19 protein-coding genes are annotated in these 18,867 nt (G+C 45.5%); 15 read left to right on the forward strand and 4 right to left on the reverse strand.

All coding sequences use genetic code 11. The annotated features are described in order from the left end of the window. The 13 genes from KIO97_RS10585 to KIO97_RS10645 all read left to right on the forward strand — a co-directional run. On the forward strand, nucleotides 1-914 hold a 914-nt coding region (locus tag KIO97_RS10585; protein WP_285382424.1), incomplete at its 5' end, for a chemotaxis protein CheW. Nucleotides 915-950: 36 nt separating this feature from the next. Continuing rightward, nucleotides 951-1,445, forward strand: a complete 495-nt coding sequence (locus KIO97_RS10590; RefSeq protein ID WP_005438733.1) for a chemotaxis protein CheW — start codon at nucleotides 951-953, stop codon at nucleotides 1,443-1,445. A gap of 14 nt (nucleotides 1,446-1,459) precedes the next feature. Beyond that, nucleotides 1,460-1,951, forward strand: a complete 492-nt coding sequence (locus KIO97_RS10595; RefSeq protein ID WP_005433118.1) for a DUF2802 domain-containing protein — start codon at nucleotides 1,460-1,462, stop codon at nucleotides 1,949-1,951. Nucleotides 1,952-2,150: 199 nt separating this feature from the next. Further along, complete coding sequence (gene ccmA / locus KIO97_RS10600; protein ID WP_005433131.1) at nucleotides 2,151-2,768, forward strand: cytochrome c biogenesis heme-transporting ATPase CcmA; 618 nt, start codon at nucleotides 2,151-2,153, stop codon at nucleotides 2,766-2,768. Nucleotide 2,769: 1 nt separating this feature from the next. After that, nucleotides 2,770-3,438 carry a heme exporter protein CcmB gene (ccmB, locus tag KIO97_RS10605; protein ID WP_005433124.1) on the forward strand — a complete coding sequence of 223 codons (669 nt, stop codon included), beginning with the start codon at nucleotides 2,770-2,772 and terminating at the stop codon, nucleotides 3,436-3,438. 108 nt (nucleotides 3,439-3,546) lie between these two features. Further along, nucleotides 3,547-4,290, forward strand: a complete 744-nt coding sequence (locus KIO97_RS10610; protein ID WP_005433101.1) for a heme ABC transporter permease — start codon at nucleotides 3,547-3,549, stop codon at nucleotides 4,288-4,290. 11 nt (nucleotides 4,291-4,301) lie between these two features. Then, nucleotides 4,302-4,508, forward strand: a complete 207-nt coding sequence (ccmD, locus tag KIO97_RS10615; RefSeq protein ID WP_005433154.1) for a heme exporter protein CcmD — start codon at nucleotides 4,302-4,304, stop codon at nucleotides 4,506-4,508. Beyond that, complete coding sequence (gene ccmE / locus KIO97_RS10620) at nucleotides 4,505-4,990, forward strand: cytochrome c maturation protein CcmE (RefSeq protein ID WP_005433109.1); 486 nt, start codon at nucleotides 4,505-4,507, stop codon at nucleotides 4,988-4,990. Before ccmD ends, ccmE begins: the two co-directional genes overlap by 4 nt. Beyond that, nucleotides 4,987-6,969: a heme lyase CcmF/NrfE family subunit gene (locus KIO97_RS10625; protein ID WP_005433147.1), complete on the forward strand. Its 1,983-nt coding sequence runs from the start codon at nucleotides 4,987-4,989 to the stop codon at nucleotides 6,967-6,969. The genes ccmE and KIO97_RS10625 overlap by 4 nt, the downstream gene beginning before the upstream one ends. Nucleotides 6,970-6,972: 3 nt before the next feature. Beyond that, entirely contained in the window at nucleotides 6,973-7,527 is a 555-nt protein-coding gene (locus KIO97_RS10630) for a DsbE family thiol:disulfide interchange protein (RefSeq protein WP_005433114.1), read from the forward strand. Beyond that, complete coding sequence (locus KIO97_RS10635; protein ID WP_285382426.1) at nucleotides 7,524-8,009, forward strand: cytochrome c-type biogenesis protein; 486 nt, start codon at nucleotides 7,524-7,526, stop codon at nucleotides 8,007-8,009. The genes KIO97_RS10630 and KIO97_RS10635 overlap by 4 nt, the downstream gene beginning before the upstream one ends. After that, on the forward strand, nucleotides 8,009-9,226 hold the full coding sequence (gene ccmI, locus KIO97_RS10640) for a c-type cytochrome biogenesis protein CcmI (RefSeq protein WP_005433122.1): 1,218 nt from the start codon (nucleotides 8,009-8,011) through the stop codon (nucleotides 9,224-9,226). The genes KIO97_RS10635 and ccmI overlap by 1 nt, the downstream gene beginning before the upstream one ends. 196 nt (nucleotides 9,227-9,422) lie before the next feature. Beyond that, on the forward strand, nucleotides 9,423-10,202 hold the full coding sequence (locus KIO97_RS10645; RefSeq protein WP_005433150.1) for a VacJ family lipoprotein: 780 nt from the start codon (nucleotides 9,423-9,425) through the stop codon (nucleotides 10,200-10,202). 93 nt (nucleotides 10,203-10,295) lie between these two features. Here KIO97_RS10645 and KIO97_RS10650 read toward each other — a convergent pair whose 3' ends face one another. The 4 genes from KIO97_RS10650 to KIO97_RS10665 all read right to left on the reverse strand — a co-directional run bounded on the left by KIO97_RS10650 (nucleotide 10,296) and on the right by KIO97_RS10665 (nucleotide 14,719). After that, nucleotides 10,296-11,585, reverse strand: coding sequence for an outer membrane protein transport protein (locus KIO97_RS10650; RefSeq protein WP_045369488.1), 1,290 nt, complete (start codon nucleotides 11,583-11,585; stop codon nucleotides 10,296-10,298). Between the two features lie 309 nt (nucleotides 11,586-11,894). Then, complete coding sequence (locus tag KIO97_RS10655; RefSeq protein ID WP_285382429.1) at nucleotides 11,895-13,145, reverse strand: outer membrane protein transport protein; 1,251 nt, start codon at nucleotides 13,143-13,145, stop codon at nucleotides 11,895-11,897. Between the two features lie 298 nt (nucleotides 13,146-13,443). Beyond that, nucleotides 13,444-14,178 (reverse strand): DUF3379 domain-containing protein, encoded by a 735-nt coding sequence (locus KIO97_RS10660; protein WP_038893055.1) that lies wholly within the window; start codon nucleotides 14,176-14,178, stop codon nucleotides 13,444-13,446. Next, nucleotides 14,171-14,719, reverse strand: a complete 549-nt coding sequence (locus tag KIO97_RS10665; protein ID WP_005447995.1) for a sigma-70 family RNA polymerase sigma factor — start codon at nucleotides 14,717-14,719, stop codon at nucleotides 14,171-14,173. Before KIO97_RS10665 ends, KIO97_RS10660 begins: the two co-directional genes overlap by 8 nt. A 658-nt stretch (nucleotides 14,720-15,377) precedes the next feature. On the opposite strand from KIO97_RS10665, the gene fadI reads away from it, so the two are divergent. Both fadI and fadJ read left to right on the forward strand, forming a co-directional pair. Further along, nucleotides 15,378-16,685, forward strand: a complete 1,308-nt coding sequence (fadI, locus tag KIO97_RS10670) for an acetyl-CoA C-acyltransferase FadI (protein ID WP_005433092.1) — start codon at nucleotides 15,378-15,380, stop codon at nucleotides 16,683-16,685. After that, entirely contained in the window at nucleotides 16,685-18,799 is a 2,115-nt protein-coding gene (gene fadJ / locus KIO97_RS10675) for a fatty acid oxidation complex subunit alpha FadJ (protein ID WP_285382432.1), read from the forward strand. Before fadI ends, fadJ begins: the two co-directional genes overlap by 1 nt. The last annotated feature ends 68 nt before the right edge of the window (nucleotides 18,800-18,867 follow it).

Here is an 18,867-nt window from a genome sequence, read left to right on the forward strand (position 1 = left end):
CAGAGCCAGAGCCAGAGCCAAAATTACAGCTGCAATACGCAGAACCGGAGTCGTATCAATACAGTGATTCGTACTCGCCAGAATTAGAAGCGCCTAATCTGGAAGACGTTCAGCGATTGCTTAGCCAACTTGAGTCAACCAATGTGGTGGCAGAGTTGGATATCGATGACATTCTGGAACAAAACACCATTGATATTGCGACTGAAGCAAAAGCAATGGAGCCAGAAATTGAAGTCGAAACAGCGGTGGAAACCGTTGAAGAAATTCAAGAGTGGGTGATCGATGAAGAGCCGACACCGACTGTTGAGGTTGAACAACCTGAGCCAGTTTGGGAGCAACCAGAAATTGAAATGGTTGAACCCACAGTTGATGTTGAAGTTGAGATTGAACAGCACACTGAGACAGCAACAGAACTGGAAACCGAAGCGGGTGCAAAGTTACCCAATACTTGGGAAAGCACGCAGCGTAGCGCTGACTTTCAAGTGCTTTACTTCGATGTAAATGGTGTGACTTTTGCGGTGCCGCTTGATGAGTTAGGGGGTATCCACCGCATCACAGAGCTGAACCACTTGATTGGTCGCCCTGCATGGTACTTGGGTTTGCAAACCAGTCGTGAGCAACAGTTTGATGTTGTCGACACTGCAAAGTGGGTGATGGCGGATAAGCTTCGCGACGACAACTACAAAGATAACTACCAATACGTCGTCATGCTTGGTGAAAGCATGTGGGGGCTGGCCAGTAACCAATTGATGGGGACTGAGACGCTCAATATCGACAAAGTCCGGTGGCGTGAACAAGCGGGCAAACGCCCTTGGCTAGCGGGCATGGTGAAAGAAAAAATGTGTGCTTTAATTCATGTCCAAGCACTTATAGACATGCTAAACGCGGGTTTAGATGTAAAATCACTGAATTAGATTTTTGGTCGGGAACGACATTAACGAGGATTAACTATGTCTCAAGCTTTTGAAGTAGAAGTGAAGAAAGATACATCGAACGACGAAGTTCTTCAGTGGGTGACGTTCCAACTAGAAGAAGAAACGTACGGCATTAACGTAATGCAAGTTCGTGAAGTTCTTCGCTACACAGAAATCGCTCCAGTTCCAGGTGCGCCAGATTACGTGCTAGGTATTATCAACCTACGTGGCAACGTTGTAACGGTTATCGATACACGTTCACGTTTTGGCCTAATGGAAGGCGAAGTAACAGACAACACGCGTATCATCGTGATTGAGTCTGAGCGTCAAGTAATTGGTATCCTAGTAGACAGCGTTGCTGAAGTGGTTTACCTACGCTCTTCTGAGATCGATACAACACCTTCTGTAGGTACTGACGAAAGCGCGAAGTTCATCCAAGGTGTAAGCAACCGTGACGGTAAGCTGCTTATCCTTGTTGATTTGAACAAGCTGCTAACCGATGATGAATGGGATGAGATGGCTCACCTGTAATTGGCTGATGAATCATGGCTGAAGAAACCTTCCTATCATTGCCGTTTATTGTAGGCGGTCTAGCGTTTGTCTTCTTGGTGCTGCTTTTGCTTCAGCTGCGCGTGCGTGCGGGTTTGCAAAAGCAGATGGACCAGCAACGTGCTCAAGCGCGTCATGCGGAAAAAGAAGTGCAAAAGCTGAATAAACAACTGTTGGAAGTACGTTCAGTGGTGGTTGGCCTAGGTCAGAAAGTCACTGAACAACAAGATGTTATTCAACATCTTAATGAGCGCATTCGTGAACTTGAACACGCTGATACAGACGGGCGTTTGTACAGCCGCGCTTCAAAAATGGTTCAACTTGGTGCTGACATCAATGAGTTGATTGAAGAGTGTGAATTGCCAAAAGCAGAGGCGGAATTGATGTTGTCTCTGCAGAAAAAATTGGCAGGGAAGGAGAAAATCCCACCGCTAAGCAGTCAACCCTCCGATGACCCGACATATTCCTCTCGCGGAAGACGTCGATAAAGATTGAAAAAAGAAGCTCCGGCTTCTTTTTTTATTTTTAAAATAAAAACTTATAATCACTTATGGTTATTTTTATTAAAATGTGACTATAAGTTAACAAAAACTCACGAACTTACATACATCAACGCTTTCTTATCCTGTTTTGTCATATCTAAGCTGTGCTAATATAACGACTCGTTCATTTTTTAGTTGAAGCCCTATGTTAGAAGTCTCTAACCTAACTGCGATCCGTGATGACCGGGTCCTGTTTGAAAACCTGCAATTCGAAATCAAGCCTGGTGAGTTGGTCCAGATTGAGGGACGTAACGGTACAGGTAAAACCACATTATTGCGTATCGTGACAGGGTTAGGAGACAGAGAAGAAGGCATCATCAAATGGAAGGGTGAAGAGGTTGAGAAATCTCGCGACGTATTCCATCAAGACTTGCTGTTCTTAGGGCATCAAACTGGCGTTAAACGCGAACTGACCGCATTAGAAAACCTGCGCTTTTACCAATCTATCCACAATAATCGCTCCTCTGAAGAAGAAATCTTTGCCGCACTTGCCCAAGTGGGACTTGCAGGCCGAGAAGATGTGCCTGTAGCACAACTTTCTGCAGGCCAGCAACGTCGCGTGGCGTTGGCACGGTTGTGGTTAAGCAATCAAATCTTGTGGATTCTGGACGAACCTCTTACTGCCATCGACAAACAAGGTGTCAAAGTGCTGGAGTCGTTGTTTGCCAGTCATGCAGATAATGGCGGCATTGTTGTACTTACTACACACCAAGATATGTTTGCAGACAGCCCGAAACTTAGAAAAATAAAACTGGGTGATTGATATGATTTCGGCCATGACAACCATTATCCGCCGTGAGCTTCTGATCGCATTTCGCCGTCAAGCGGACATCTTGAACCCGTTGTGGTTCTTCATCATCGTGATCACACTTTTTCCTCTCAGCATCGGTCCCGAACCTAATTTGTTAGCACGTATTGCAGCTGGCATTGTTTGGGTTGCTGCGCTGCTGTCTGCCTTATTATCATTAGAGCGTTTATTCCGTGATGATTATCAAGATGGCGCACTTGAACAAATGATGCTAATGCCAATTCCATTGCAACTTGTTGTGATTTCTAAGGTCATAGCTCACTGGCTGCTGACGGGATTGCCTCTGATTTTGATCAGTCCATTGTTGGCGATTCTGCTTTCTCTTGATTTCAATACTTGGTTGTCTGTAGTGCTGACACTTGCTATCGGTACCCCGACGCTGAGTTTTATCGGTGCCATTGGCGTGGCACTGACGGTTGGGTTGCAAAAAGGCGGCGTTCTTTTGAGTTTGCTCATTCTTCCGCTCTACATCCCGATTCTGATTTTCGCTACGTCCGCGATTGATGCTGCGGCATTAGGTATGTCGTATAACGGACAACTGGCAATTTTAGGCGCAATGCTGATGGGGGCGATGACCCTCACGCCATTCGCCATAAGCGCAGCATTGCGAGTTAGTGTTAACTAACTCAATAAATGCGACTTAAGCGACGTTTGATCAAAGAATTATTATTAAAGCACTGCTACGGTCTCGGCCCAATGGACAGTGTCCCTGAAGTAAGAGTGAGAACTTAACATGTGGAAATGGCTACATCCTTATGCCAAGCCTGAAACAGCTTATCACCTGAGTGGTAAGTTCCTACCTTGGTTTTCTGTATTGGCTCTCGTATGCCTAACGGTTGGTACTGTCTGGGGCCTTGCATTTGCGCCTTCTGACTATCAACAAGGCGACAGTTTCCGAATTATCTACATCCATGTACCTTCGGCTATTTGGTCGATGGGCGTTTACATGTCGATGGCCATTGCCGCATTTATCGGCTTGGTTTGGCAAGTACGTCTGTCAGATATGGCAGCATTGGCGATGGCGCCAATCGGTGCAGTATTCACCTTTATTGCTCTATTAACGGGTGCCGTTTGGGGCAAACCTATGTGGGGCACTTGGTGGGTATGGGATGCACGTCTGACTTCAGAATTAATTCTTCTATTCTTGTACCTTGGTGTTATTGCGTTGTACCACGCGTTTGACGACCAAAAAACAGCGGCGAAAGCGGCAGGTATTTTGGCTATCGTCGGTGTCGTTAACCTTCCGATAATCCACTTTTCAGTAGAATGGTGGAACACGCTTCACCAAGGCGCGACTATCACTAAATTTGAAAAACCATCCATCTCATCCGATATGCTTTGGCCTCTACTGCTAAACATCTTTGGTTTTGCGTTCTTCTTTGGCGCAGTCACGATGGTGCGTTTCCGTAACGAAATTATCAGCAAAGAGAGTCACCGCCCTTGGGTGCGCAAACTCGCAACTGAAAAAACTCAGTGAGGTAATTGATTATGCATTTTGATTCTCTGAGCGAACTATTTGCCATGGGTGGCTACGCAGGATACGTATGGAGCGCGTTTGGTATCACCTTCTTATCTATGCTTATTCTTCTGATTTCGAGCATCCGTCGTGGGGATGCATTGTTGAAAGAGGTGAAAGCGAAAATTGATCGTCAAGCGCGTATCGACGCGGCGAAGAATATGGAGAACACGTTATGAACCCGAGACGTAAAAAGAGGCTAGGCATTGTTTTAGCAATCTTTATCGGTATTAGTGCAACCATCGGTTTAATGCTATATGCACTGAACCAAAACATGGATCTATTCTACACGCCGACGGAATTGGTAAACGGTAAGCCAGACGGTACTAAACCTGAAGTAGGCCAACGCCTGCGTATCGGTGGCATGGTGGTTGAAGGTTCGGTTCGCCGTGACCCTGAATCATTAAAAGTAAGCTTTGATCTGCACGATGTGGGCCCTAAAGTAACCATCGTTTATGAAGGTATCCTTCCTGACTTGTTCCGTGAAGGTCAAGGTATCGTTGCGCAAGGTGTTCTTGAAGACGCGACAACCGTAAAAGCTTTTGAAGTGTTGGCAAAACACGACGAAGAATACATGCCACCTGAGATTGCAGAAGCAATGAAGAAGACTCATGAGCCTCTGCAGTACACAACTGAACAGAAACAAGGAAGCGGCCAATGATTGCTGAAATCGGTCACTTTGCCCTCATACTCTCGCTAGCAATGGCATTATTGCTCAGCGTATTGCCGCTATGGGGCGCATCAAATAACAACACCATGCTGATGAATACAGCACGACCGCTTTCGTGGTCGATGTTCATCATGCTGTTTTTCTCTTTCGTTATTCTATGTTGGGGTTTTTATACCAACGACTTTACTCTGCAATATGTAGCAAGTAACTCAAACAGCCAACTGCCTTGGTACTACCGTCTGACTGCTGTTTGGGGCGCGCACGAAGGTTCATTGTTGCTGTGGGTACTTATCCAAGCTGCGTGGACAGTGGCAGTTGCTACTTTCAGCCGTGGCATGCCACAAGAATCGGTTGCTCGTGTACTTGCAGTAATGGGTATGATCTCGGTGGGCTTCTTGCTGTTTATCATCCTGACGTCTAACCCATTCCTACGTACGTTGCCATTCTTCCCGGTCGATGGCCGTGACTTGAACCCACTTCTTCAAGACCCGGGTTTGATCGTTCACCCACCGATGCTTTACATGGGCTACGTAGGTTTCTCGGTAGCGTTCTCGTTTGCAATTGCGTCTTTGATGACAGGTCGTCTTGATACGGCTTGGGCTCGTTGGTCTCGTCCTTGGACAACGGCAGCTTGGGTATTCCTGACACTAGGTATCGCACTAGGTTCTTGGTGGGCTTACTACGAACTTGGCTGGGGTGGCTGGTGGTTCTGGGATCCAGTAGAAAACGCATCATTCATGCCTTGGCTAGCGGGTACAGCATTGATGCACTCCCTAGCGGTGACCGAAAAACGCGGTACGTTCAAAGCGTGGACAGTGCTACTGGCGATCTCGGCATTCTCATTAAGTTTGCTAGGCACCTTCTTGGTTCGTTCCGGTATCTTGGTATCGGTTCACGCGTTCGCGTCAGATCCATCACGCGGTATGTTTATCCTTGGTTTCCTAGTCTTCGTTATCGGCGGCTCACTCCTACTATTCGCAGTGAAAGGGGCAGCGGTTCGCGTACGTGGTAATTTCGATTTGGTGTCGCGTGAGAACGCGCTGCTTGCTAACAACGTGCTTCTGATTGCTGCGCTAGTCGTCGTATTGGTTGGTACCTTGTTGCCATTGGTTCACAAACAAATTGGTCTTGGTTCCGTATCTATCGGTGCACCATTCTTCGACATGCTGTTCGCATGGCTAATGATGCCGTTTGCCTTCCTATTAGGTATTGGTCCTATGATTCGCTGGAAGCGCGACAATCTATCTAAGCTTGTTAAGCCAATGATTGTTTCTGGTGTGCTTGCTTTCGCATTGGCTGCAGTATGCGTGTTCCTATTCGCTGACTTCTTCTCAGTGATGGCCTACATCGGTTGGGTGATGGCAATCTGGATCATTGCAATGCATGGCTTTGAGTTGTACGAGCGTGCTACGCACCGTCACAGTTTCGGCGAAGGTGTTCGTAAACTTCAACGTAGCCACTGGGCAATGATGCTAGGTCACATCGGTCTTGCGGTTACCGTGATTGGTATTGCGATGGTGCAAAACTACAGCATCGAACGTGATGTACGCTTAGCACCAGGTGAGCACTTCAAGATTTACGGTTACGACTTCTACTTCTCAGGCCTACGTGACAAAGACGGTCCAAACTACGATGGTTACATCGCGGACTTCGAAATCACCAATGATGGTAAATACGTGAACACGCTGCACGCTGAAAAACGTTTCTACCGCACGGCTAAGTCAATGATGACAGAAGCGGCCATCGACCGCGGCATCACTCGTGACCTCTATATCGCAATGGGTGAGCGTCTAGACGACAACCGTTCTTGGGCAGTACGTATTTACTACAAACCATTCGTTCGTTGGATCTGGGCTGGTTCATTGATCATGTCTTTGGGTGGTGCACTGGCTATCTCTGATAGACGCTACCGCTTCCGCAAAACGGCTAAGAAAGACGAAAAGTCAAAGCTAGCGGAGAAGGAGGCATAATAAATGAATAAGAAGGTCTTATTTATCCCGTTGGTGGCTTTCATGGTATTGGCGGGTATCTTCGCAACTCAGTTGGTTCGTAACCAAGAGGGTGATGATCCAACAAAATTGGAATCGGTACTGGTAGGTAAGCCAGTGCCTGAGTTTCACTTAGAAGATTTGGCTGAGCCTGGTAAGCAATACGATCAATCGATCTTTAAAGGCGAGCCTTTACTGCTTAACGTGTGGGCGACTTGGTGTCCAACGTGTTACGCAGAGCATAAATACCTAAACGAGCTTGCTGGTAAAGGTGTGAAGATCATCGGTATGAACTACAAAGATGATCGCAACAAAGCGGTGGGTTGGCTAAATGACTTAGGCAACCCATACCTAATCAGCCTGTTTGATGGCAGCGGCATGCTAGGTCTCGACCTTGGCGTATACGGTGCTCCAGAGACATTTATCATCGATGCTAACGGTGTGATTCGTTACCGCCATGTTGGTGATGTAAACCCTCGCAACTGGGCGGAAAAACTAGAGCCGCTTTACACCAAGTTGGTTGAGGAGGCGAAGCAATGAGAAAGTTTATCTTAGCAGCATTGGCTGCAATGACATTCTCTCTTGCTGCCCACGCAGCGATTGAAGTGTATGAGTTTGATAACCTAGAGCAAGAGCAGCAGTTCAAAGAGCTCGGTCATACTCTGCGTTGTCCAAAATGTCAGAACAACACTATCTCAGATTCGAATGCGGAATTGGCTCAAGACCTACGCCACAAGGTGTACGAAATGACCAAAGAAGGTAAGTCGAAAGATGAGATCGTCGACTACATGATTGCTCGTTACGGTAACTTCGTAACTTACAATCCTCCGTTTACTCTTGCGACTGCAATTCTTTGGCTAGGTCCGCTTGCAGTGGTATTAGGCGGTTTTGGTTTGATCGTGCTACGTAGCCGAAAATCTAAAGCAAAAGCAGTTCAGGCAAGCAATGAGCAATGGGACGAAGAGAAAGAAGCGCGTCTCAAATCATTACTTGATGAAGAGAACAGCGGAGATAAGAAGTAATGACACTATTTTGGGTTTCAACCGTTGTTCTTACGCTAGTAGCGTGTGCACTGATTGCATTGCCATTGCTTAAGCAAAAAGCCAACAACGATGAAGTGTTACGTGATGAGCTCAACAAAGCGTTCTATAAAGACCGCCTATCTGAGCTTGCTGAAGAAACAGACGAAGGTCTGGTGGAAAGCGAAGACGATCTGATTTCGGATCTAAAGCAGTCTCTACTTGACGATATCCCGGGTGATAAAGCTCAAAAAGAAACCAAGGTTTCTCCTATTGCTGTATTAATCCCATCGGTCATTCTGACAGTAGTCTTGAGTTACGGCTTGTACTACAAGTTTGGTGCATCTCAAGATGTGATCAAGTGGCAAGAAGTTAACGCTAACCTTCCTGAGCTTTCTAAGAAGCTAATGTCTGCTGCGTCTGAGCCGTTAAGTGAAGACGAAATGGCCGATCTGTCTTTAGCACTGCGTACTCGTCTGCATTACCAGCCTGAAGATTCAACTGGTTGGTTGCTACTAGGTCGTATTGCTTTGGCTAACCGTGACGTGACGACTTCTATTGATGCGATGGAAAAAGCGTACAAGCTAGAGCCAAAAGACCCTGATGTACAACTAGGCTATGCGCAAGCATTGATGCTTTCTCAAGACGAGATGGATCAAGCGACGGCTCGTTCTCTACTTGGAAAACTGATGCAGCAGGATTACGTTGATCTACGTGTATTCTCGCTTCTAGCGTTTGATGCATTCGAGCGTCAAGACTTCCCTGCGGCCATTAAATACTGGGGCATCATGCAGCAAATGATCGGTCCTGAAGACAGCCGCTATGAAATGCTTGGCCGTAGTATCGAGAGCGCGCGCAAACAAATGGGCGAAGCGGTTTCTCCAGATAAGAGTGTAGCTGTGACCATTAATGTTGCTCCAGAAGCTCAGTTGGATCCAAACGCAGTATTGATCGTTTCAGTTCATCGTGCAGATGGTTCTCCAATGCCAGTTGCGGCGGCTCGTTACCCATTAGGTACATTCCCTCGCACAGTCGTACTGGATGATGGGAATGCGATGATGGATGGCCAGAAGCTTTCTTCATTGGATAAGCTGATAGTCCGTGTCCGCGTAGACTCTGATGGCAACGTGGCGACTCGTGACCAAGATTGGCACGGTGAGAGCGCTGTGGTAGATTTCGGTCAGCCAGTTGAAGTAATGATTGATAAACAGTATCAATAGACATCATTGTCTCTGATAGTTGACACTCAGTGAGCGCCACATCGGTTTTGTGGTATGACTTGCAACTATCGAGTAGAATATACAAAGGCCAGCAATCGCTGGCCTTTATTTATATACCCAAGTGACTTTTGTTTCGGCGCTAAAGAGCGACAACACAGGTTACTTAGGTATATCAATAGTCGTTATGGAACGAAGAATGTATAACAAGGGTAAATCCATCTTCTTGTTGCTGTTTGCAGTTGGACTGGTTGGCTGTTCAAGTGCTCCAGAGGAGGCAGTAACTGAAGAAAACGAAACGAATCAAGCAACTTCTGATGTTTATGACCCATTAGAAGGCTTCAACCGCGCTATGTGGGACATCAACTACGACTACCTAGATCCGTATTTGGTTCGTCCAATCTCTCTTGCGTATGTTGATTACACACCAGTACCGATTCGTTCTGGTATTGCTAACTTCTTAGCGAACTTAGATGAACCAGCAAGTGTGGTAAACAACCTTGTTATGGGTAATGGTACTAAAGCCGTTGATCACTTTAACCGTTTTTGGATTAACTCCACGTTCGGTATTTTCGGCTTATTTGATATTGCGACGGCTGCAGGTATCACGAAATACGATAACAAAGAGTTTAGCAGTGTAGTGGGTCACTATGGCGTTGGTAATGGGCCTTACTTTATGATCCCTGGTTATGGTCCATATACACTACGTGAAGTGACAGATACCGTTGATGGTATGTATGTTCCGCTATCTTACCTCAACTTCTGGGCTGGTCTTGGTAAGTGGGCACTAGAGGGTATGGAGAAACGTGCGCTATTAGTGCCACAAGAAGCACAGCTCGATGCATCGCCAGATCCTTACGTGTTAACGCGTGATGTTTACCTACAGCGCCAAGACTTTAAAGCGGAAATCAACAATGTTGATGAAGTGGATGAAGACGAAGAAGCATACTTGGATGAGTACTTAGAAGAAGACTTCTAATCGCTTCAGTAAATAGCAAAATAAAAAGGCTTGGTTTTCACCAAGCCTTTCTTTTTATCGTTAACTTTCTTTTATCGATAATTCGCGTTCAGATTAGAACGTGTAGTTCGCTTGAACACCGATTAGCCATACGTTACCAGTCACTTCACCTTCGAATGCGCCACCGAAACCAGCTGCTTCGTTATCAGAAGCATCGCGAGGTTCGCTGATAGGCGCGTCTTTTGCGAAAATGTAAGTGAAGCCCGCGTCTAGCGTTAGGTTCTTAGACCATTCATAGCCTGCACCAACACTTAGCCATAGACGATCAGTTTCTGGAATAGTGGTCGTGCGGTATTTGTCATCAACCGCTGACATGTCGTATGCAACGCCTGAGCGTAGTGTCCATTTTTGGTCAAGCTTGTAAGTAGTACCTACAGCAAAGCGGTAGTTATCTTCCCAGTTTTCAGATTTGATTAGATCTGATTTGTCTGGGAAATCTGCCACTAGCTCTTTAAAGCTGCTCCAATCAGTCCAGTTAATGCTAGCGTGTACTGCTAGTTGATCATTTAGTTGGTGGAAGCTTGCCAGTTCCGCTGTTGCTGGCAATGTTAAGTCCATTGAGCCTGCTTTTTTAGCGTTAGGGTTCATTGGGTTGAAAGCGAGACCATTCGCGTGACCTTCAAGAGTAAGGTCTACCGCTGACTTGTATGCAAAACCAAGACGGTTGTTGTCATTGATTTGCCAAGCTGCACCAACTTGCCAACCCCAAGCGGTATCGTCACCTTCCATGTATTTAAGAGTCTGACCCGGTAGGGTAGGCTTTACTAGCCCCATTTGAGGAGGCATGACCGCACCAATGCTGCCGTCTGCGATGATGTAACGAATACCACCACCAATGCTTAGCGCTTCATTCAGTTTGTAAGCCGCGTTCAGGTTCGCTTCCATTGACGTTACGCTTGCTTCATTACCAAAGTTAGCGGCCGCGAAATCTTTACCTAGATCCGTTTCCATACCGTAGTTAGTACCAAACGCTAGACCAATAGCAAACTTGTCATTGTATTGGTGGGACAGGTAGAAGTTAGGGATAACAGCATCATGAGCAAAGTCGTGTGAACTTGCTTTATTCGGACCATTAAGGAATGTCGATGTGCCATCAACATCAATGTTTGGGTTTACATAGATAGCGCCAACAGACACTTGTGTGCCTTCTAGGTAAGTTAGCATTGCTGGGTTACGCCATTGTGCACCAGCGTTGTCAGCCATTGCTGCTTCACCAGCGTATGCACGACCTAGACCTGTCGCAGAGTATTCTGCAAGTTGGAAACCTGCTGCGTTTGCAACGCTTGAAGTGCTTAGTAGGCCAAATGCCACTGCTGCTGAGAGGAGAGTCTTGTTGGTTTTCATTGTAATGTTCGCTGAGTTATTTATAACGTGGAGCGAAATTTTACGACTAGAGTTATTACTTTAAAAATGAAAAGCCAATAAAACAGTGTTTTCAGTCCTATAATCTATTTATAGAGGGATATGGAGATGATCTATCTGACTGTAACGGCTGTGTGAAAAAATTTCAGCGAACACCTGTGAGTTATAATTACGGCTTTTGATTACACATGTGCGCCCAATCGCGGTGAATGGGAAACAATAGATAAGAAAAAAGGCTGGAATTCCAGCCTTTTATATAGGGAGTACTTATATTAGCTTGTCGCGTAATGCTTAGAAGCTGCGGCTGTACTGTAAGCCGAATAGAATCGCGTCTGCATGCGTTGTCGCACTCACACCTGTCGTTAGTAGAGGTGGCGCAATTGGCGTTTCTTCGTTTACTTTTACGTCATCACCCATTAGGTAGGTGAAACCAAAGTCAACATTCGATTTGTTATCGATATGGTATGTGAAACCTGCTGAGAACCATTGGCGATCTGAGTCAGGAACTGAAATCGATGTTAGGTTGTCTTGAGCACTAGTGTCGTACATGTAACCAGCACGTAGAGTCCAGTCTGAGTTCATGTAGTAAGTACCGCCGATAGCGTAGTGCCAACCATCTTGCCATTGGTAATCTTTCGAGTAAGTAGGACCAAGCAAACCTTGGTTCAAGTTGTCGAAGTCGATTTTATCGAAGTCACTCCAGCCGATGTATTGGATAGAGTAGTGAACTGCGAACTTAGTGTCGGTAATTTTATGGTAGCCAGAGAACTCAGCCATATCTGGTAGAGGCAATGTGATTTTCTGACCTTTGTCATCTTTCGCTTCAAACTCAGGACTGTAGCGGTAAGATAAACCAAAACGGTTATTTTCGTCTAATTCATACACAGTACCAACGTTAAAGCCTACAGCCCAACCGTCAGCTTTATCTACATCAAGAAGTTTAGCACCACCAACTAAAGGAAGGTTTGCGCTAGCAGTACGTTTCATCGTACCTTGACCGTAGATTAAGTCTAGGCCAGCACCAAAGCTCAATTGTTCATTGAGACGGTAAGAGCCAGCTAGACCAAAGTTTACACTTTTAACGTCAGTAAGACCGCCATATTCAGTTGCTACATAGTTATCTGAAAATTCAGTTTTAGTACCGAAGTTTGAGTATGCGTTTACACCCCAGGCAAATTTGTCATTAACGGGTACGATAAGGTGAATATTTGGCGCAATAGAAGTGTCACCAACATCATCAGTGTTAGCAACAGGGATTTCGTTGTTGTTAATTCGGTACGTTGCATCTTTAACTTCAATCATTGAAGTAATGCTTTCAAAACCTAGCGACAGTTCCATTTTGTCAAATAGAGCCATTGCTGCTGGGTTACGAGCCATTACAGATGCGTTATCTGCAATTACTGCATCACCTGCGAATGCACGACCGATACCAGTCGCTGATTGTGCGTTTAGCTGGAAACCAGCTGCCATTGCTTGACCTGATGCCATTGCAACCGTCACTGCTAGGAGAGTCTTTTTAAACAGACGCGTATTCTGAGTCATTATTTATTCCTTATTAGTTTCGTCTCTTTGGACGATAAGTTGAGCTTTTGCTCAGTGGCGCAGATAGTAGTATTAAGAGTGGACCATACAAATCCGACCATTGGATAAATTTGAATAAAAATTGCAGAAATGATGTCTAAATGTCGGGAAATTGCACCTAAAGTGCATAATTTAGAGTTTTGACTCTAAAGTAAATAGCTGGTGTGAATGGTTTTTGCCTTATACATAAACAAAAAACCGCTAAATTTCGAAATTTAGCGGCTTTTTACTGTGCAGTTGCGTGCTTTCGATGAAGTTACTACATTGGCTCCATCATTGGCGCTAATTTCGCTGCGATAGCATCGATATCTTCGCCGCTGCTACCAACAAGAATCATGCTGGCTTTGCCCACCGGTTTCACAACACCACTCATACCATCTTTATCAAAGTCGACTTTCTGGTCGCTCTTCACATCAGTCACAAACATGGTGACTTTGCCTTCTTTACCTTGGAAGACGATATGAAGCGCATTATTCGACTCACCAAAACCACAATGGTTTAGGTAGTAGACGTGGTATGGGAAATCACCGTTTAGCTGATAATGGAAAGGCATCATTTTCGCATTGACTTGCTTGTTTGAAACATCTTCATCGATGTTGCGAACGAACGGCTCTTCCGCCACGACGTGTTTCATTGCGGTGTCTGCGAGGCTTGCTTGCGCTGGAGAAACAATAACGTTACCCCAGTTAATTTGACCTACGAGTAGACCCGCAGTAAATGCAACTGATGCTGCCAACGCCATCGCTTTGCGAGCAAAATTCGGTCTTACGATTTTCTCGTCATCTAGCGCACTCGATGTCTGGTTAAACAGAATTTTATCAGCAAGATCTTCAGGCACATCCACATTCATGGCTTGCTTAATCTTAAGGTCGAGATCCAAAACATCATCAGCAAACTTACTGTTAGCGTCGCTCTCAGCTAAAGCTTGCAGAATCTCTTCATCCTTCTGTTTTGGATCCGACAAAATACGACGACGAAATTCTAAATCATCCATTTTTTTGTCCTCTCTGAGTATCTTGAGAATCCAACATCTCTTTTAATTGATTACGTGCACGGAATAGGCGTGTCATTACTGTGTTTTTGTTTAGATCAAGAATGCTGCCGATTTCTTCTCCACTGAAACCGCCTACAACTTGAAGAAACAAAGGCTCACGGTATTCAACATCAAGCTTCATGATTTGAGCTTGAAGCCATTCCTGTTGATGATGTGGGTCATCGCTGACTTTAGCATCATTGCCATAGTCATCGATATCAACCAAATCAAATTGTTTACGTTCAAAGCGGCGTGCGTTTTCTCGTCTTAATATAGTAATAAGCCAAGATTTCGCGGCCTTTTCATCTTGAAGACTATCCAGTGACTTCCACGCGCGCAGACAGGTCTCTTGAACCAAATCTTCTGCAATTGCCTTGTCTTTGCATAACCAGTAAGCGTAGCGATACAAATCTCTGTGATAGCCCCGTACAAGAGCTTCGTATTTTCTTTGTCTGTCCATATCAGAGTTGACCGGACTGTTGGAATTTTTCTTTCCAAACATTTTAAATATTGCCACAGGAGCCTCCGTCTTGCTCTGTGAGGTCATGGGTACCGCTTATATTTATGGTTGTTCTGAGTACACACCATGTAGTTTAGCAGCAGCACAATATACATCTTCTAAGATCAAACACTTATTTGAAGTGATGATAATTTGTTCTATATCTTTTTATTCGGGTGTTTTCCTACACTTATTGTTAGGCGATTTGAAGTTATTCGAACTTTGATACGGTTGGAATTCGTAAAATCGCCATAAAATTGATCTATTTCAAAATCTCGTGCAGTGAAGGGGCTATAGTACATCTTGTCATCTAGTTAGTCATTGACGACTAACATGTTGAGCAAGATGACACTTCCTTTTGAAGGCTGACTTTACTTTCTCCTAATCAGGAAACTGATTAATTTTACAATTGGCGTAGGTTAATTGTTTTATAAATATTCCGACCACACAGTTTTGTGTGGTTTTTTTTTGCTTCAATTTTACCTTCCGCACACTTCTCCTCATTTTTACTCACTATAGTTAATCATTCTTAATCGCCGAATAATCAATGAACTAGAGCAATAGATCTACTCGCTTCACGTTTATTTAAACGCACGTTTGATAAATTTAACAAACTGATTACAATGCATCAGGTCAGACCTCTTGTATTTAAGGAGAAACAATGGGCAAGCAGGAAGTGAAAACACGCCACGGTGAACGTGTTGCTATTGTCGCAGGGCTACGAACCCCCTTTGCTCGTCAAAGCACTGAGTTCAGCCAGGTGCCAGCGGTCGATTTAGGCAAAATGGTAGTGAGCGAAATGCTTGCTCGTACAGACATCGACCCGAAACTCATCGAACAAGTGGTATTTGGACAAGTAGTTCAAATGCCAGAAGCGCCAAACATTGCGCGTGAAATCGTACTTGGCACAGGAATGCACATTCATACTGATGCCTACAGCGTAACTCGTGCGTGTGCGACCAGTTTCCAAGCTGCAGTCAACGTGGCAGAGAGCATTATGGCGGGCAGCATTGATGTTGGTATCGCGGGTGGTGCGGATTCTTCATCTGTTCTGCCAATTGGTGTTTCGAAGAAACTTGCCGCTAACTTGCTTGCGCTAAGCAAAACCAAAACTCTGGGTCAAAAGCTCAACATTCTTAAGAAACTCAGCTTCAAAGATTTAATGCCAGTGCCGCCGGCAGTGGCTGAATATTCGACGGGTCTTTCTATGGGCCAGACTGCCGAGCAAATGGCGAAATCGCACGGCATTACTCGTGCAGAGCAAGATGCTTTGGCACACCGTTCTCACTCTCTAGCTTCGCAAGCTTGGAAAGATGGCAAAATTCAAGACGAAGTGATGACTGCTTTCCCAGAGCCTTACAAAAAGTGGATCTCTGAAGATAACAACATTCGTCATGATTCGACATTAGAAGGCTACGCGAAACTGCGTCCGGCTTTCGACCGTCAATACGGTAGCGTAACAGCCGCGAACAGTACGCCATTAACCGATGGTGGTGCGGCAGTGATGTTAATGCGTGAAGGCAAAGCGAAAGAGCTTGGTATGGAAATACTTGGCTACATCCGCGGTTATGCATTCTCAGCCATTGGTGTGGAGATGGACATGCTAATGGGGCCAACATACGCGACGGCAAAAGTGTTGGAGAACACTGGTCTCGAGCTTTCAGACCTGACACTTATCGATATGCACGAAGCGTTTGCTGCACAAGCTCTTGCGAACGTGAAGATGTTTGCTTCTGATAAATTTGCCCAAGAAAACCTAGGTCGTTCGAAAGCGATAGGTGAAATCGACATGGATAAGTTCAACGTCCTTGGTGGCTCCATTGCCTACGGTCACCCATTTGCCGCAACTGGCGCTCGTATGATGACGCAAACACTGCGTGAGCTTAAACGTCGTGGTGGTGGTCTCGCGTTGAATACAGCGTGTGCCGCAGGTGGCCTTGGCGCAGCAATGATTTTGGAGGTTGAGTAATGAGCGAGCAAAAAGCATTTAGTCTAAAGATTGATGAGCAGAACATTGCTTGGCTAGCCATCGATGTGCCAAACGAGAAAATGAACACGCTGCAAGCGGCGTTTGCAGATGAGATGAAAGAAATTTTCACTCAACTGAAAGACACCAGCGGCGTGAAAGGGATGATTATTCACTCCCTAAAACCAGATAACTTTGTTGCGGGCGCTGACGTTCGTATGCTTGAAGCGTGCACAACGGCGAGTGAAGCGGAAGCATTGGCTAAGCAAGGCCAAGACTTGTTCCAACAGTTATCTGATCTGCCTTATCCGGTTGTCGCTGCGATTCACGGTCCATGTCTAGGTGGCGGTTTAGAGCTTGCTCTAGCGTGTGACTACCGTGTATGTACTGATTCCGATAAAACGCGTCTTGGTTTGCCAGAAGTGCAACTTGGTTTGCTGCCAGGCTCCGGTGGTACTCAACGTCTTCCGCGTTTGATTGGTCTATTACCTTCGTTGGATTTAATCCTTACAGGTAAACAACTGCGTGCAAAGAAAGCGAAAAAGTTGGGCGTGGTTGACGCATGTGTGCCAGAGACTGTCTTACTCGATGTCGCGAAGATGCATGTCGAAAAAGGCAAGAAGAAAGGTAAACAAAAGCAATCTACAAAAGAGAAGTTGATGTCGGGTAGTGGTTTAGGTCGTAAGTTTGTGTTTGAGCAAGCCGCGAAGAAAACCAATGAAAAGACCCGTGGTAACTACCCTGCAACGGTCGCGATTCTAGAAGTGATCCAGCATGGTCTTGAAAAGGGCTTTGCCCAAGGTCAAGAACTTGAAGCGAAGCGCTTTGGCGAACTAGTAATGAGTTCAGAATCTAAAGCACTGCGTTCTATTTTCTTTGCTACGACAGAAATGAAGAAAGAAAACGGCGCAGAAGCTGAGCCAACTGCAGTCAACAAAGTTGGCGTGTTGGGTGGTGGTCTAATGGGGGCTGGCATTAGCCATGTTTCTGTTGCGAAAGCGAAAGTGCCAGTACGTATTAAAGATGTCAGCAATGATGGCGTGCTTAACGCGTTGAACTACAACTACAAGTTGTTCGAAAAGCAGCGTAAGCGCCGCATTATCTCGAAAGCGGGTCTGCAATCTAAAATGCTGCAACTTTCGGGTGGTATTGATTTTACAAGCTTCAATCATATTGATGTGGTTATCGAAGCTGTATTTGAAGATCTTGACCTCAAACAGGCGATGGTTGCAGATATTGAAGCGAACGCGAAACCAGAGACTATCTTTGCGACTAACACGTCTTCGTTACCAATTCACAAAATTGCAGAAAAAGCAGAGCGTCCAGAAAACATCGTCGGTCTGCATTACTTCAGCCCAGTAGAGAAAATGCCACTGGTGGAAGTGATTCCTCATGAAACTACGTCAGAAGAGACCATTTCTACCGTTGTTGCACTAGCGAAGAAGCAGGGCAAGACACCAATCGTAGTGAAAGATAAAGCGGGCTTCTATGTAAACCGCATTCTTGCGCCTTACATGAACGAAGCTGCGCACATCTTGCTGGCAAATGAGCCAATCGAACAACTTGATGGAGCGCTACTTGACTTCGGTTTCCCTGTAGGTCCAATTACTTTATTGGATGAAGTTGGTGTTGATATTGGTGCTAAGATCATGCCGATCTTGGTTAACGAATTGGGCGAGCGATTCAAAGGTCCAGACGTATTCGACACACTACTGAACGATGGCCGCAAAGGTCGTAAGACTGGTAAAGGCTTCTATACCTACAAAGGTAAGAAGAAAGAAGTCGATAAGTCAGTTTACAAGCTATTGAACCTGACGCCAGAATCCAAGCTAAGCGACAATGACATTGCACTACGTTGTGTGCTGCCAATGCTAAACGAGGCGGTTCGCTGTTTAGATGACGGTATTATCCGTTCTCCACGCGATGGTGATATCGGTGCGATCTTTGGTATAGGCTTCCCACCATTCTTAGGTGGTCCATTCCGTTACATGGATCAATTCGGTTTGAAAGAACTGGTTGAGAAAATGAACGAGTTTGCATCGAAATACGGTGATCGTTACGCGCCGTGCGATGGATTGTTAACTCGTGCGGGTGAAGGTCGTAACTTCTACGATTAACGGCTAGCGTTAAAAATAGAAAGGCTTGCATGATGCAAGCCTTTTTTGTGTCAGTGCTAATCAAAATG

The sequence above is a fragment of the Vibrio sp. B181a genome (genome assembly GCF_030248375.1).
GTDB classification, from domain to species: Bacteria; Pseudomonadota; Gammaproteobacteria; order Enterobacterales; family Vibrionaceae; genus Vibrio; species Vibrio campbellii.

Excerpts from the sequence above, each read along its gene's own strand:
- KIO97_RS10590 (WP_005438733.1), top strand. The coding sequence starts at position 951 with ATGTCTCAAGCTTTTGAAGTAGAAGTGAAGAAAGATACATCGAACGAC.
- ccmE (WP_005433109.1), top strand. The coding sequence starts at position 4,505 with ATGAACCCGAGACGTAAAAAGAGGCTAGGCATTGTTTTAGCAATCTTT.
- KIO97_RS10660 (WP_038893055.1), bottom strand. The coding sequence starts at position 14,178 with ATGGATGATTTAGAATTTCGTCGTCGTATTTTGTCGGATCCAAAACAG.
- KIO97_RS10665 (WP_005447995.1), bottom strand. The coding sequence starts at position 14,719 with ATGTTTGGAAAGAAAAATTCCAACAGTCCGGTCAACTCTGATATGGAC.
- KIO97_RS10645 (WP_005433150.1), top strand. The coding sequence starts at position 9,423 with ATGTATAACAAGGGTAAATCCATCTTCTTGTTGCTGTTTGCAGTTGGA.
- fadI (WP_005433092.1), top strand. The coding sequence starts at position 15,378 with ATGGGCAAGCAGGAAGTGAAAACACGCCACGGTGAACGTGTTGCTATT.
- KIO97_RS10625 (WP_005433147.1), top strand. The coding sequence starts at position 4,987 with ATGATTGCTGAAATCGGTCACTTTGCCCTCATACTCTCGCTAGCAATG.
- KIO97_RS10595 (WP_005433118.1), top strand. The coding sequence starts at position 1,460 with ATGGCTGAAGAAACCTTCCTATCATTGCCGTTTATTGTAGGCGGTCTA.
- ccmI (WP_005433122.1), top strand. The coding sequence starts at position 8,009 with ATGACACTATTTTGGGTTTCAACCGTTGTTCTTACGCTAGTAGCGTGT.
- fadJ (WP_285382432.1), top strand. The coding sequence starts at position 16,685 with ATGAGCGAGCAAAAAGCATTTAGTCTAAAGATTGATGAGCAGAACATT.
- KIO97_RS10650 (WP_045369488.1), bottom strand. The coding sequence starts at position 11,585 with ATGAAAACCAACAAGACTCTCCTCTCAGCAGCAGTGGCATTTGGCCTA.
- ccmD (WP_005433154.1), top strand. The coding sequence starts at position 4,302 with ATGCATTTTGATTCTCTGAGCGAACTATTTGCCATGGGTGGCTACGCA.
- ccmA (WP_005433131.1), top strand. The coding sequence starts at position 2,151 with ATGTTAGAAGTCTCTAACCTAACTGCGATCCGTGATGACCGGGTCCTG.
- KIO97_RS10635 (WP_285382426.1), top strand. The coding sequence starts at position 7,524 with ATGAGAAAGTTTATCTTAGCAGCATTGGCTGCAATGACATTCTCTCTT.
- KIO97_RS10630 (WP_005433114.1), top strand. The coding sequence starts at position 6,973 with ATGAATAAGAAGGTCTTATTTATCCCGTTGGTGGCTTTCATGGTATTG.
- ccmB (WP_005433124.1), top strand. The coding sequence starts at position 2,770 with ATGATTTCGGCCATGACAACCATTATCCGCCGTGAGCTTCTGATCGCA.
- KIO97_RS10655 (WP_285382429.1), bottom strand. The coding sequence starts at position 13,145 with ATGACTCAGAATACGCGTCTGTTTAAAAAGACTCTCCTAGCAGTGACG.
- KIO97_RS10610 (WP_005433101.1), top strand. The coding sequence starts at position 3,547 with ATGTGGAAATGGCTACATCCTTATGCCAAGCCTGAAACAGCTTATCAC.